This window comes from Lysinibacillus sp. G4S2, from assembly GCF_030348505.1.
Lineage (GTDB): Bacteria > Bacillota > Bacilli > Bacillales_A > Planococcaceae > Lysinibacillus.
In genome coordinates this window covers 2,870,847-2,884,870 of record NZ_JAUCFJ010000002.1, presented here as the reverse complement: position 1 = coordinate 2,884,870, position 14,024 = coordinate 2,870,847, and the positions used below count along the sequence as shown (strand labels likewise).

Annotated in this window: 13 protein-coding genes and 1 other annotated feature; of the genes, 10 read left to right on the top strand and 3 right to left on the bottom strand. The window is 37.0% G+C overall.

Annotated features, from left to right (window positions below):
• Nucleotides 1-71: 71 nt before the first annotated feature.
• From QUF91_RS14840 to QUF91_RS14810, 7 genes are all read left to right on the top strand, one after another.
• Nucleotides 72-515 carry an Lrp/AsnC family transcriptional regulator gene (locus QUF91_RS14840; protein WP_289418276.1) on the top strand — a complete coding sequence of 148 codons (444 nt, stop codon included), beginning with the start codon at nucleotides 72-74 and terminating at the stop codon, nucleotides 513-515.
• Between the two features lie 458 nt (nucleotides 516-973).
• Entirely contained in the window at nucleotides 974-1,492 is a 519-nt protein-coding gene (locus QUF91_RS14835; RefSeq protein ID WP_289418275.1) for a sigma-70 family RNA polymerase sigma factor, read from the top strand.
• On the top strand, nucleotides 1,485-2,444 hold the full coding sequence (locus QUF91_RS14830) for a DUF3221 domain-containing protein (RefSeq protein ID WP_289418274.1): 960 nt from the start codon (nucleotides 1,485-1,487) through the stop codon (nucleotides 2,442-2,444). The genes QUF91_RS14835 and QUF91_RS14830 overlap by 8 nt, the downstream gene beginning before the upstream one ends.
• A 271-nt stretch (nucleotides 2,445-2,715) precedes the next feature.
• The gene (locus tag QUF91_RS14825) at nucleotides 2,716-3,561 is read left to right on the top strand and encodes a DUF2785 domain-containing protein (RefSeq protein ID WP_289418273.1); all 846 of its coding nucleotides are present in this window, start codon (nucleotides 2,716-2,718) and stop codon (nucleotides 3,559-3,561) included.
• Nucleotides 3,562-3,743: 182 nt separating this feature from the next.
• Nucleotides 3,744-3,983: a binding site (T-box leader), on the top strand.
• A gap of 52 nt (nucleotides 3,984-4,035) precedes the next feature.
• Complete coding sequence (gene ileS / locus QUF91_RS14820; protein WP_289418271.1) at nucleotides 4,036-7,125, top strand: isoleucine--tRNA ligase; 3,090 nt, start codon at nucleotides 4,036-4,038, stop codon at nucleotides 7,123-7,125.
• A 483-nt stretch (nucleotides 7,126-7,608) separates the two neighbouring features.
• Entirely contained in the window at nucleotides 7,609-8,193 is a 585-nt protein-coding gene (locus QUF91_RS14815; RefSeq protein ID WP_289418270.1) for a DUF7010 family protein, read from the top strand.
• Nucleotides 8,194-8,346: 153 nt separating this feature from the next.
• Complete coding sequence (locus tag QUF91_RS14810; protein ID WP_285399664.1) at nucleotides 8,347-9,129, top strand: putative protein N(5)-glutamine methyltransferase; 783 nt, start codon at nucleotides 8,347-8,349, stop codon at nucleotides 9,127-9,129.
• 321 nt (nucleotides 9,130-9,450) lie between these two features.
• Here the strand turns inward: QUF91_RS14810 and QUF91_RS14805 are convergent, their stop codons facing one another.
• A complete protein-coding gene (locus QUF91_RS14805; protein ID WP_289418268.1) occupies nucleotides 9,451-10,053 on the bottom strand; it encodes a LysE/ArgO family amino acid transporter in 603 nt (200 codons plus the stop codon).
• Nucleotides 10,054-10,160: 107 nt separating this feature from the next.
• On the opposite strand from QUF91_RS14805, the gene QUF91_RS14800 reads away from it, so the two are divergent.
• Nucleotides 10,161-11,588 (top strand): aminotransferase-like domain-containing protein, encoded by a 1,428-nt coding sequence (locus QUF91_RS14800; RefSeq protein ID WP_289418266.1) that lies wholly within the window; start codon nucleotides 10,161-10,163, stop codon nucleotides 11,586-11,588.
• A 139-nt stretch (nucleotides 11,589-11,727) separates the two neighbouring features.
• Nucleotides 11,728-11,934: a zinc ribbon domain-containing protein gene (locus QUF91_RS14795; RefSeq protein WP_285399696.1), complete on the top strand. Its 207-nt coding sequence runs from the start codon at nucleotides 11,728-11,730 to the stop codon at nucleotides 11,932-11,934.
• A gap of 239 nt (nucleotides 11,935-12,173) precedes the next feature.
• On the opposite strand, the gene QUF91_RS14790 is transcribed toward QUF91_RS14795, so the two are convergent.
• The gene (locus QUF91_RS14790; RefSeq protein WP_289418265.1) at nucleotides 12,174-12,782 is read right to left on the bottom strand and encodes a CPBP family intramembrane glutamic endopeptidase; all 609 of its coding nucleotides are present in this window, start codon (nucleotides 12,780-12,782) and stop codon (nucleotides 12,174-12,176) included.
• Nucleotides 12,783-13,258: 476 nt separating this feature from the next.
• Here QUF91_RS14790 and QUF91_RS14785 point away from each other — a divergent pair, with 476 nt between their 5' ends.
• Complete coding sequence (locus tag QUF91_RS14785; protein ID WP_289418263.1) at nucleotides 13,259-13,705, top strand: hypothetical protein; 447 nt, start codon at nucleotides 13,259-13,261, stop codon at nucleotides 13,703-13,705.
• 124 nt (nucleotides 13,706-13,829) lie between these two features.
• On the opposite strand, the gene QUF91_RS14780 is transcribed toward QUF91_RS14785, so the two are convergent.
• Complete coding sequence (locus QUF91_RS14780; RefSeq protein WP_289418262.1) at nucleotides 13,830-13,997, bottom strand: hypothetical protein; 168 nt, start codon at nucleotides 13,995-13,997, stop codon at nucleotides 13,830-13,832.
• Between the last annotated feature and the right edge of the window lie 27 nt (nucleotides 13,998-14,024).

Sequence of the window (14,024 nt, the reverse complement as noted above, 5' to 3'; positions counted from 1 at the left end):
TAATTTAGATAATTTGCTTTATAATAAAAGGAATTTTATTAAATCTAGTTTATAAAAAAAGGTGGATACTTATGGATCAAATAGATCGTGAAATTTTACAGCAATTACAACAAAATGCAAAAGTATCGATGAAGGAATTAGCGGCTATGGTTCATTTATCGTCTCCAGCTGTTATTGAACGTGTAAGAAAACTGGAAGAGCAGGGGATTATTGAAGGTTACGGTGCTAGGGTTAATTTAAAAAAGATCAATCGCGACATTCAAGCCATTATTTTATTTAAATCAATTGATTGTAAAAGTCTTTCGGATTTTTGTAACGCACATCCCGATGTCCTTGAATGCTATCGTGTAGCGGGTGAAATCAGTTATATTGTAAAAATTGCAACTAACTCAGTGGAAACATTAGAGCAGTTTATTGATGATGCGATGCCTTATGGAACACCTTCAACGAATATTGTGCTGTCTTCATCCGAAAAAACGGTCATCACTCCTTTTTCTGATGAAAATTTAGAATAATGAATTCAGAACTGCTCGGGTGGCCGAGGAAAGTGCTCGGGTAAAGCCCCAAACCGCTCAGGTAGCCGAAGAAAGTGCTCGGGTAAAGCCCCAAACCGCTCAGGTAGCCGAAGAATGTGATCGGGTAAAGCCCCAAACCGCTCAGGTAGCCGAAGAATGTGCTCGGGTAAAGCCCCAAACCGCTCGGGTAGCCAAGGAATGTGATCAGGTAAAGCCCAAAACCGCTCGGGTAGCCAAGGAATGTGATCGGGTAAAGCTCAAAACCGCTCGGGTAGTCGAGAAATGTGATCAGGTAAAGCCAATAACTACTCGAGTTAGCCTTGGACTCGGCTTAGGAAGAAATACAACTCAAGAAAACCACAGTTCAAAGAACAGGTATCATTTATTTAAAAAAAATACAAAAAAAGCAAACCTCTATACCGTGAGCACCGTTTATAGGGCAGAGAGGGGGAGAGATGTTGCTTGAAATTAAAGAACTCGAAGAAATAATGCAGCAGCATACAGAAAGGCTCATCCGACTTGCCTTTTATTACGTCAAGGATTTACAAAGTGCTGAAGATATCGTTCAAGATGTATTTATTAAATTTTACGATAATCAGCAAAACTATGAAGAAAGAGGAGAATTACGGGCATATTTATCGAGGCTCGTCATCAACAAAAGTAAAGACTATTTACGCAGCTGGACATACCGTAAAATACAAGTTCAACAGAAAATCTTTGCCAAGCAGGCTATCATGAAAAGGGACATGCTAGTGCAGCAGGATGAACAAACCTTAGTTGAAAACGCCATCTTAGCACTACCATTGAAACAGCGTGAGGTCCTTATTTATTTTTATTTTGAGGAAATGCCTGTTATTGAAATTGCAGAGCTTTTAAGTATTCCGGAGAGTACGGTGAAAACAAGGTTACGTCGTGGACGAGAGTTATTAAAGCCAAAGCTACAGCATATTGAATGGGAGGTCCTGCTGCATGAGTAAAGTCGATGTGAGGGTATTAAATGATTTAAGCGAAAGCAAAAAGCGTGTTATGACCAATGTTGTACAGCATTTGGAACAGCGTGAGATGAAAAAAAGGTCTTGGCGTTGGCAATATAGTGTAATGTCTATAATATTGACAGTTTGTATTGGACTATTTCTGTATACTCAATTCAGCGAAAATCAGGAGCAAACAGCAAGTATACCAACTGTTTTAGATGAAAAAATTCTAGAATTACATTTGCAAAGGGATTCCCTCGTAAATGGTAAGGATCGCTTGTATCCATCAAGTTTTAATAGTTTTTTATCTCTAGAATCTTCCTTTGCTTATGCACAATCAAAGGGGTTAGTGCCTACACAAGAAGAAATTGATAAAAATCTAAAAATATTGATGGAAGGACTTAGCGCTGAAATAAATCCAACATTAGAAGAACGTTTACAAATGCTTCATCTTACAAAAGAAGAGTTTATCGAACGTTATGCTAGGCCAATCGCCTATAAATTTGCAATGCTCAAGTTATTGTGGGAGCATGCTCAAAATGAATATCCGGATGTAGATGACCAGATACTAAATTGGTACGTAGAGAGAGATGCTAAAAACTATTTTGAACAGCATTATAGTAAGGAAGTAGCCTCTTTACGTGAAAAATATAAGATTCCTGCGAAGGAAAGTCAATTGCTTCATACAAGGAAAGGGACGGTCGTAGCTATAAAGGAACATGAGTTTTTAGTTGTATCGGGCGTAGATTCAACTGATATTGGTAAATTATCCGCGGATGAAATTGTTCGGAAACATACTAATGGTACGTGGTTCCCTTTGGTGGATGTCCCTGAAACATTATCAATAGGTGATCGAGTGGAAGTACAATATAGTGAGAGTATTAGATTAGATGTTCCTAATCCTTTCATAGATTTTAAAGATATCGGTAGCACGAAAATAGTAGAGGAATATTAGTAATAAAAGGCTAGACATTCGTGCCATAGGAATGTCTAGCCTTTTTCTTTAAACTAATAGTTTTTGCATTTAAATTATGGTACAATATGGTAATGTCTTGTTTTGTTTATGCAGGCTAATTGTGATTATTGTCAATCAACAATAAAGGTGAAATCTTGTGGAATGTATCAAGAAAGTGGAGTGAACTATAAAAAATAATAGCATTCAAGTGGATTGTTTGAATATTTCATTTCATTGACTTAATGTTAAACAGCAAAGGGGAACATGCTTTATGATAATGAATGAAAACTTATTACAGGAAGATAACTTAAGAGAAATACTTCTAGCATTAGAAAGTGTAGAAACTATCTGGGAACAGGAGAATCAAAGGCAGCTAATTCTTTCAATGTTACTACATATCGGTTCATTAGATAGTGAACTGAGAGATGACTTAATTTATAGTACGTTTTATGAATTAATTTTAGAAAAAAACTTACTTGAGCATTCACTTTTAGCGGAGCTTTTAGATTATAGTCTGAATAATTTGCTTTTTAAGGGTATTACTGAAAGCGAATCAGATTTAGTTTTTACTCGAACATTTACGTCGCTTCTTATCGCACTTATTTTACATAGGGATCATGAAGACGATTTTTTATCTGAGCGTAAAATTAATGATTGTAAAGATCAATTACTAGCTTATTTATCAGCTGAAACAGATGTAAGAGGTTACGTGCCAGGTAAAGGCTGGGCTCATAGTGTTGCACATATGGCTGATGCAATCGATAAATTGGTAAAAAATTCAAAATTAAACAAAGATTCTTATATCGAAATTGTAAGCGCATTATGGAACGCCATTTTGCAAGAAAATTATGCTTTCATTCACAATGAAGATGAACGGATTTTAGTTCCTATTTTCACTATGCTTGAGCAAGGTTTAGAGGAGCATGAGATCATTAAGTTGCTGCAACAATTACCTGCTACTTTAAAAGTAAAAAAAGAACAGCTCGATGTACATCATCACAGAATTTTACTTTTTAACTGTAAAAGCTTTTTAAAAAGCTTTTATATTAAAACAAATGGAAAGTCTAAGTTCGCAGCTCTTCATAAAAGTATCGAAGCATGTCTCGATGAATTATAGGGAAATTGGTTCATCACCAAAAGTTGAGGGTAATATTTTATTAAAGTAAAAGTTGATTTCCGCTTCGACTGAACGTCTTCGGGAAAGCGCTCAGCAGGAACGGAAATCAAATACGATATTAGTAATTTGTAATTATTGACAGACGGAAATTAGTTTGTTACGATGAGTGACAATAAAAGCATACAAATTCGTTGATGAGAAAGAGTAGTGTTTCATTTTGTTCTACAGAGAGCCGACATATTGGTGGAAGTCGGTGTGCAAGTGTTACATGAAGATCCTCTCTGAGAAGATTGGCTGAACATAGTAAGCTGATTCGGGTGTCTACCGTTAAAAAGAACACGTATGATTGTACGTTGCTGAGTGCTATTGAACGCTGTTTCAATAGAATTAGGGTGGTATTCGCGGTTAACCCCGTCCCTTACTTGGGACGGGGTTTTTGTATGCCTTTTATACAACAGTATAGGAGGAATTTACATGCAAGTCGAAGAGAAAAAAGAAACAACAGTAGAAAGAGAAATAAGAATTCGTCAATTGTGGAAACAAGAAGGAACGTTTCAAGCGTCTGTTGTGAATCGTTCTAGCAATAAGCCTTTTGTATTTTACGAAGGACCGCCCACAGCGAATGGATTACCACACGTAGGTCACGCATTTGGCAGAACGATTAAAGATGTCGTGGCTCGTTATAAAACGATGCAAGGTTATTTAGTTGAGCGTAAAGCTGGCTGGGATACACATGGTTTGCCTGTAGAGTTAGGCGTGGAAAAAAAGCTGGGCATCTCAGGAAAACAAGAAATTGAGAAATATGGTGTCGAACAATTTATTCAAGAGTGTAAGGGAAGTGTCTTTACCTATGAGAAGAAGTGGCGCTCCTTTACAGAGCAGCTTGGCTATTGGATTGACATGGATGACCCCTATTTAACGCTAAGCAATGATTATATTGAGTCCGTTTGGAATATTTTAAGTCATGTGCACAAGGAAAAGCTTTTATATAAGGGGCACCGCGTTTCGCCGTATTGCCCTAGCTGTCAAACACCATTAAGCTCTCATGAGGTTGCGCAAGGCTATAAGGATGTCAAAGATTTATCTGTCACGGCAATGTTTAAACTGAAGGATAAAGATGAATATTTTCTTGGTTGGACAACGACACCATGGACATTACCTGCTAATGTTGCACTGGCGATGAATCCTAAACTTATGTATGTTCGAGTGAAGCAGCACAATAAAGTCTATATCTTAGCAAAATCACTAGTGAATAAAGTGTTTGCTGATTCTGTTGAAGTGTTAAGTGAACATGAGGGGCATGAATTTGAAGGTGTATCGTACATTCCACCTTTTTCATACGTAACCGTTAGTAAAGGTCATGTCGTTGTGCTGGCCGATTACGTCACAGAGCATAGTGGAACTGGAATCGTCCATATCGCGCCTGCCTATGGGGAGGACGATTATAAAACAGTTCAGCAAAATGGACTATCGTTTGTCAATGTTGTTGATTTGAAAGGCTGTTATACAGAAGATGTCCCAGAGCTTGTCGGTAAATTTGTGAAAGATTGTGATGTCGACATTATAAAAATACTCGCTAAAGATGAGCTATTGTTTGATAAGGAAAAATATGAGCATAGCTATCCTCATTGCTGGCGCTGTGATTTACCTTTGCTTTACTACGCGACTGACAGCTGGTTTATCAATATGTCTACATTGAAAGATAAGCTTTTACAAAATAATGAACAAGTCACATGGTATCCCGATCATATTAAACACGGTAGATTTGGAAACTTTTTGGAAAACTTAGTGGACTGGAATATTAGCCGAAATCGCTATTGGGGAACGCCACTCAATGTATGGGTTTGTAAGGATTGTGGTCATGAAGAGGCGCCAAATAGTATTGCTGCCTTAAAAGTGTTATCGAAGAGCACTTTACAAGACATAGAGCTTCATAAGCCGTATATCGATGAGGTTGTTTGTACTTGTCCAAATTGTAAGGGTGATATGGAACGTACACCTGAAGTCATTGATGTATGGTTTGACAGTGGTTCAATGCCGTTCGCTCAGCATCATTATCCTTTTGGAAATCTTGATACATTTAACAATCAATTCCCGGCCGATGTTGTCATTGAAGGTATCGACCAGACGCGTGGATTTTTCTATAGTCTTTTAGCTGTTTCGACTTTATTTACAGGTAAAGCACCTTATAAAAATGTACTTTCTTTAGGGCATGTTTTAGATGAGCACGGACAGAAGATGTCGAAGAGTAAAGGAAATGCATTAGAGCCAGTTGAACTGATAGAACAGTACGGAGCGGATGCTTTAAGGTGGGCATTTTTAGTCGACAGTTCTCCTTGGAATCCTAAACGCTTTTCAAAGAAGAATGTAATGGATGCGAAATCGAAGCTAGTCGATACACTAGATAATACGTTCAAATTTTATCAGCTTTATGCAGAAATCGATGGCTTCCAGTACGATGCTGATAAGACTGGTACACGTACAAAACTAGATCATTGGATTTTGTCTCGATTACATCATACAATCCAGCTTGTGACAAAATCTATGAATGATTATCAATTTACGCAGGCAACACGTGAAATCGGCAAGCTTGTAGAAGAGCTAAGTAACTGGTATATCCGTCGCTCACGAGCAAGATTTTGGGCAAATGGGCTGTCAGAGGATAAACGAGGTGCCTTTAGTACACTGTATGAGCTTCTGATGACAATTTGTCAATTACTAGCACCTTTCACGCCATTTATCGCAGAAGATTTATATCGACAATTATGCGGAAAAAGTGTGCATTTACAAAACTACCCAACATACAATGAAGCGCTCGTTAATACTAAGCTTGAAAAAGAAATGGCCGATATTTTAACAATTGTAGAGCTAGGACGCAGTATACGGAATAGTCAAGGGATCAAGGTAAAGCAGCCGTTAAGTGAAATCATTGTCTCTGTTGACGGCGAGTTAACAGATTATCAACCATATAGCGAGCTCGTAAAAGATGAATTAAATATAAAAGAATGTGTTTGGACAAATGATTTTTCAGCATATGAAACTGTTCAGTATAAGCTTAATTTTAAAACGGCAGGTGCAGCATTTGGACCAAAAGTGAACAGCGTTAAAGATTATGTAGTGAATTTAAATGATGAGGAGAAAAATGAATTACAACGAACAGGGGCTATAGAGTTAACGATTGATGGGGAACAGGTAACATTGTTAAAAGCGCACGTGTTGACTGAATCCATCGTAAAGGACCATTACATCTTAGCAGAAGATGCTTCATGTCGAGTCCTTTTGAATGTACAGCTGACAACTAGCTTACTTGAAGAAGGGCAAATTAGAGAACTAATTCGCACAATTCAAGATACACGCAAAAAAATGAAACTTCCAGTTGAGCAATATATATCGATTTCGATTGCCGGAAGTGCCAAAGCAACAACTATCATCCAGCAGCACGAAGCACTATTAAAGGCAAATGTACTGTTACATGATATTCACTATGTGAATGACGATCATGGTGAACGATATATTGAGACAGAAGTGTTTAATGAAAAGATGACCGTTTATTTTAAGCTGTAAAAACTATACCCGGGAACTGATCGGGTCTGCAGAAGAAGTGATCAGGTAATCCCGGGAACTGATCGGGTTGGGGGAAGAAGTGATCGGGTCAGCTCGGAAACTGCTCAGGTAGACAGAGAAAGTGATCAGGTCAGCCCGGAAACTGCTCGGGTAGGCAGAAGAAGTAGATCGGGTAATCCCGGGAACTGCTCAGGTAGACAGAGAAAGTGATCAGGTCAGCCCGGAAACTGCTCGGGTAGGCAGAAGAAGTAGATCGGGTAATCCCGGGAACTGCTCAGGTCAGCAGAAGAAGTGATCAGGTCAGCCCCGGAACTGCTCATGTAGGCAGGAAAAGTAATCAGGTATAACTCGTGTAGATTTAAAATAAAGATTGATCATTTGTAATAAAGTCCAATAATTTGTAAAAAGGTTGACAACATGGATTATGACAATTCAACAAACGGGCCATTTAATGATGTGGAAGTCTAATTGAGGAGGGAAACTGTGAGGATACCTTTTGTACCTAAAAATATTGAGATTAATCAAGATCGCTATGATTTTATCAAAGGATTTCGAGGCGGAGGATTTATGTTAATTGCGGGTGCTATTTTTTGGTTATTAGCATTTCTATTAACTTATGTATTACCTAAAGAGGCAGTAGTAGAGTTCTATATCTGGGGTGGATTACTCACTCCTGTAATTGGAGCAGCATTATTTAAAGTGATGAAAATGTCTACAAAACCGAATCAGTACTCATCATTAGTTGGATTTTCTTCCGGTGTCATAGTTGTTTGCCTTCCAGTATTGTTGCTCATTAAACAACTAAACGTGGATATGTTACTTCCCGTAATATGTATTATAAATGTCGCTCATCTTCTCATTCTTTGCTGGGTTCATTTAGATTATTTGTATTTCATACTTGTTATGTTGGGAGTTTCACTTGGTTGCCTTTTTATTTATACTCTACCAAGCTCTCAGGTACACTTCCTTGCATTAATTTGGGGATTAATTTCTTTAATAACTGGAATTATTATTCACTATTCTACTCTACAGCCATTAAAAGGATATAACTTTACCATCAAAGGATAAATTCGGGTTATTTCATTAAAATTTAATGGAATAAGTGCGAATCTTTTTGAATTGGACTTTTTGTTGAAAAAGGATATCTCCAATTTTTAACGAATATAGAGTTATAAATAAGCGAAAGTGGTGAGATAAATAGGAAAAGAAGTTAATTTCTTTTTGGACAATAAAACGGAAAAATGTATAATTAACAGGCTTCAGAGTGCGGGTTGTGTTTTCGCAGAAGATGAGGCCCGGTTACTTATTTCAGAGGCACGAACTCCAGAGGACCTCAAGAAAATGGTGGAAATGCGAGCCGATGGTTTACCACTTGAATATGTTGTTGGATACGCAGAATTCTGTGGGTTGCGGATAGAAGTGGACCGAGGCGTTTTCGTGCCTCGTCAACGTACCGAGTTTCTTGTTCACCAGGCGGAAACTCTGTCATGTTTTGGTGATATCGTCGTTGATCTATGTTGCGGGTCAGGTGCTGTGGGTGTAGCACTGGCGGCAGCTTTAGGACGAGTTGAATTGTATTCTGTTGACATTGACCCTGTCGCAGTACGATGTGCAAGCCGCAACGTAACCGATTTCGGTGGCCATGTTTTTGAAGGTGATTTGTATAAAGCTCTGCCTCACGCACTTAAAGGCCATGTGAACACCCTAGTTGCGAACGTACCTTATGTTCCTACCGAGGCAATAAAGCTGCTCCCACAGGAGGCTCGATTACATGAACCGAAGATGGCGCTTGACGGAGGAGAGGATGGACTTGACATTCAGCGAAGAGTAGCAAAAGAAGCTTTTCTCTGGCTAGCACCGGGAGGACATCTTTTAATAGAGACGAGCGAAATGCAGGCAACTCAGACCCTTGAAATCTTTGTTGGTGCTGGGCTTACCACGAAGGTGGTTAGAGACGAGGAACTAGACGCTACTGTCGTTATAGGATCGAATTCTGGTTTTTAGCATAAATCAGTACGTAGTCTTGAAATGATAATTTCCTAGCAATATACAAATAAACAAAAAATCCTTATTCAATTAAAGGGCGCGATTGTTTTAGAATTACTAGGTAGAAAATGATCAAACTTTATTATAAAAATTGCATAGTATTTCACAAAGAAATAACCCGTTTTGATCAATCATTTTTCAAAATGAGTTCTTACCATTTAACTTGAAATATGGATTTTTAGGATATTTTAGATCAAACTTTATTCCAAACCAACAACTCGCAAAACGCTCAGGTACTCCGAAGATTTGGGTACCTGAGCGTTTTTATGTAAACAAATTTTACATAATGCCAGTCAAAAGATAAATAGCGGTTGCCCATATAAAAACGGCTGAGCATTTATTAAATATATTCATAAGTTTTCCAGAGCTATCGAGTTTTTTCAGGGATGCACCAGCGATAATAAGACCGAAAAACCATAACCAAGAAATCAAAACACATGCTGCGGTGAACAACATTTGCTCCGTGCCACTATATTTTAAAGCGCTCGTCCCAATAACGCCAATTGTATCTAAAATGGCATGTGGATTTAAGAGAGAGACAGAGAGTGCGAATAAAATTTGTTTTTTAACAGGGAGTGCTTCATTTTTATCGGCAGTTGCCGGATTGGAGCGCCAAATTGTGTAGCCCATATAAAGTAAGAAAAGTATACCGACAGTCATTAGAGTGATGCGTAGCCATTCAAATTGCAGCACGATTAGAGATAAACCAAAAACCGCAAGTACGATGAGTAGCGTATCACAAATTGCAGCAGTAATGCTGGCTGGTAATGCTCGAACTAGATTTGGTTGAGTTGCGCCTTGAGAAAATACAAAAACATTTTGTACGCCTAAGGGCAAAATAAGTCCAAATGCTAAAATCATTCCATGAAGAAATGCTTCCATGAATATCCCTCCTTTCATTTAATATTCTAGTTATGTTATAAATAAAAGAAAACGACCAATTGGATGGTTTTTTACCCACCCAATTTTCGGGGGGAGAGGAGATATGAATGAACTGGCAGCCAATTAGACAGAGCGAAATGTCATTACAGCAACAAATTGTGGCATGGATTACGGAGCATATAGAACGAGGAGATTGGGTGGCAGGCACAAAGCTGCCCACACAAAGACAGCTTGCTATGCAATTCGGGGTAAACCGTAGTACTGTTCAGCAGGCTTTAGAGGAGTTAAAAGCAGCTGGAATATTAGAATCGAAGGTAGGTTCAGGCATTTATGTAGCTCATAATTCCTGGCATTCATTAATTACACAAACACAGCCAAATTGGCAAAGCTATATTGACACGAGCTTTCATAAGCCGAATTATCATACCATTCAATTAATCAATGAATACGAGCAGCGTGATGATGTCATACGGTTAGGAACTGGGGAGCTAGCACCGAGTTTATTGCCGACTGCTGAAATTGAAGCATCATTGAAAGAGCTTACTTTGCAGCCGAAAGCTTTAGGCTATTCATCGCCACAGGGTAGTGATAGACTGCGAGAAGCAATTTGCGAATATGTGAAAAAAAGAGGGATCCATGCAAAGCCCCAAAATGTTTGTATTGTATCTGGTGCACTTCAGGCGTTGCAGCTCATTGCTGTTGGACTACTTGAGCAGGGTTCTATCGTATTCCAGGAACAGACGTCTTATTTAAATTCAGTTCACCCTTTCCAGTCAGTTGGGATGCAAATGCTTTCTATCGATCGTGATGAACAACTCGCGCAAACATTAGCCCAAAGGAAAAGAAAAAGACAGGCTGTGTTTTATGCAGTTCCTACGTTAAACAATCCGACTGGAGGGGTGTGGACGGAGCTTGAAAAAAAGCAACTTTATGAAGCGTGTAAACAATCTCGCATCCCTATAATTGAGGATGACGTCTATCATGAATTGCTCTTTGAAGCGACAACGCCTCCCATAAAATCAATGGATGACAGCGGGCAAGTGCTATATATTGGGAGTGTATCGAAAACATTAAGCCCAGGACTTAGAATTGGCTGGTTAATCGGTCCGACAACAGTGATTGAGCGGTTAGCGGATATAAAAATGCAAACGGATTACGGTTCAAGCGCGATTTCACAGGAAATTGTGCTACACTGGCTGCAATCTGGAAAGTATGAAAAGCATATCAAGAGTTTACGAAAAGAATTATTACGAAGAGCTAATTTTGTTGAGGGGATATTGCATGAGAGATTTACGGAAATTGCTAGCTGGAGTCAGCCAAAAGGTGGCTTTTATATTTGGTTAAAGTTTCATGAACCAATCGTTGATAAAGAGTTATTTACCCAACTATTGCAGCGACAAGTCCTCATTAACCCTGGCTATATTTACGATCCGCAAGATACCCAGCATATTCGATTATCATATGCTTATGCAACGGATGAAGAGTTGGAGGTTGGCATGCAAATATTATATGAATGCGTGTTGAAGCGGTTGTAAAACGACATAAAGAATACAATCTGTAAAGTGACATGAAGCTCTCAATTATTCAATTACGAAGCTGTTGAATTAGATGGAACCAATTTACAGCTCATTCGTAATAATAGTTAGCTCAGATATATTAAGGGAGGGTTTTAAATTGAAGAATTCTACGAAAGTAATAGAATGTCCAAAATGTGGTGAGAAGGAACTGGGGAGAGGCAAGCAAAGTGGATATGGAGTTATGTATCCAGAAAATAAGATGAGTTTAGGTTCAGATATTGAATACATTATTTGCACAGAATGTGGATTTATAATCGAAAGCTATGTAAAAAAGCCAGAGAAATTTAAAGGTACATTATTTTGAGGTAATAGTATAAATAAAACTAAATGGAAAGTTTTGTGATTTTGGAATTTATAAGCGTTTATTGTATATAGACACATAAAGGACTATCTATAATTAAGGATAGAAATTAATTAAGTAACGGGTGCTATTGTTATATTTGCTAGTGTAGTTAAATATCTAATGTCAAAAATAAACAAGTATTACCTCGTCCTTGATTTAGAATGGGGTAATACTTGTTAGCGCTTTAAAATATTAGAAAATTACTTTTTAATGCTAATTACATTGTATTTGAATAATAGTGTCATTCCTAAATTCAACAAAAAATGTACAAGAAATGGTACTAAAATATTGTTTGTTTCAAAATATATCCACCCAAAAATTAGACTTGGAACAGTTATATTTATTAGCATGATAGGTTTTTTGAAGTATTGAGTATGAATCCCTAAGAATAATAAAGTTGTTATTATAATTGCAGTCCACTGTGATTCTATAAAAACAAGAAGCAAATTTTGAATTATTCCCCTAAACAATATTTCTTCAAATAATGCCCCTATAAACATAAAGGCAACAATACCTAACACCGAATAGTCTTGATAGCTATTGTTAGTTTCATCAATATATTTCGAGGGAATAAACAATGTTAAAATTACCCCAAACAAAAGAAGACTAAATGAAGCGAGAACTACGCTCATTACCAATCTGAATGGCTGATTAAATGATAAGAAATTTTGTATTGTGAATACATCATTAACGATAAGAACGAAAATGGTAGCCACACAAATGAATGTAAAAGAAGTGAATACAAAAACAGCGTCTTTTGGGCTAAAATTCTTCTTAGTCTCTTTGGGTTTATCTTTTGTATGCTCCATATATTTCCTTCTTTCTTGATGATTATAGAATAAAGAAATATTTTACCATAATATTTTAGCAGAAAATGCAATCACTACTACTTTTCCTCTAAATAGCATTAATTGAGAAAATATTGAGGTTAGAAAAGGTAAACATGTAATTATTAAAATTCATATAATTCAGAATTGGTTAAGAGAGTAAAGTGTTAGTCAGAAGACGGGGATTTTGAGAAATCCTAGGAAAGGCTGTTATCTGTGCTAGTGGTGGTAAACTACACAAGGGGAAATGCTTAAAGTTTGAACTGATTTTGGGTAGGATATATCAAAAAATATGGTATAGTGGAATATATCCTTATTATGTATATTAATGGTATAGCATATTTCTTTAGTAATGAAGATTTTTTTGCGTAGGATAGCATTATTTCCAGTTACTATTTTGAAACCTGCTACAACTAAAACTCATTGACATAAACGTAAACCTATAAGGAGAAGTTTGTATGAAAGCACAAGGTACTTTAAAAGGAATGACTATAGGCATTTTTTGTTCAATTATTATTCCATACTTTTTTTCTAATGTAGGGGATACTTTAGCTGGAGGTCGTATGAGCTACCGGGGAGAAAATTGGTTATATATAGCATTTTCTATCCCTATAATTCTATCCATGGCCATAATAGGATATTATCTATCTACTCAAAAGAATATCTCTAATAAGAAAATGTGGTGGATTAGTTTCTTTGCAGCTTTAATTGTCAGCTTATTTATTGGCACATTAGGTATTTTAATTAGTGAAATGATATTGCGCGGTAATTTAAATACTTTTAATTTAGAAGATTCAATGATATGGGGCGTCATTTATAGTATTGTACTCCTGCCAATAACTGTACCTTCAGGAAAGTTCATTTTAAATTCTTTGCATTATTGGATTCATAAACCCGCAATTTAAAAATCATGACCAAGATAAATTAATCATTTCGGTCTTTTTTGTACATAGAGCATTAAAAAAGTCACTACATTAGAAAAATAAAATGAGTGACTTACTATATAATATTGTTTTACATTTCTAACAATTAATTTTTCATCCAAGTAAGTAATCTTACAATTTGAAATGGTTCGTTCCAAGTAATGATGAAACTAAAAAGGAAAAATGTTAGAACAGGCAAAAATTTGGCTTTTCCTTGTTCTCTTTTTAGTACAGCACCAATTACTGCGAAAATAATGGATAGTTTGCTAAACATTTAAAAGCTCCCTTCAGAAAAATTAAT

Bases quoted from the DNA above. Each gene is read 5' to 3' on its own strand.
- QUF91_RS14840 (WP_289418276.1), top strand. From the start codon at position 72: ATGGATCAAATAGATCGTGAAATTTTACAGCAATTACAACAAAATGCA.
- QUF91_RS14830 (WP_289418274.1), top strand. From the start codon at position 1,485: ATGAGTAAAGTCGATGTGAGGGTATTAAATGATTTAAGCGAAAGCAAA.
- QUF91_RS14825 (WP_289418273.1), top strand. From the start codon at position 2,716: ATGATAATGAATGAAAACTTATTACAGGAAGATAACTTAAGAGAAATA.
- ileS (WP_289418271.1), top strand. From the start codon at position 4,036: ATGCAAGTCGAAGAGAAAAAAGAAACAACAGTAGAAAGAGAAATAAGA.
- QUF91_RS14805 (WP_289418268.1), bottom strand. From the start codon at position 10,053: ATGGAAGCATTTCTTCATGGAATGATTTTAGCATTTGGACTTATTTTG.
- QUF91_RS14800 (WP_289418266.1), top strand. From the start codon at position 10,161: ATGAACTGGCAGCCAATTAGACAGAGCGAAATGTCATTACAGCAACAA.
- QUF91_RS14790 (WP_289418265.1), bottom strand. From the start codon at position 12,782: ATGGAGCATACAAAAGATAAACCCAAAGAGACTAAGAAGAATTTTAGC.
- QUF91_RS14785 (WP_289418263.1), top strand. From the start codon at position 13,259: ATGAAAGCACAAGGTACTTTAAAAGGAATGACTATAGGCATTTTTTGT.
- QUF91_RS14780 (WP_289418262.1), bottom strand. From the start codon at position 13,997: ATGTTTAGCAAACTATCCATTATTTTCGCAGTAATTGGTGCTGTACTA.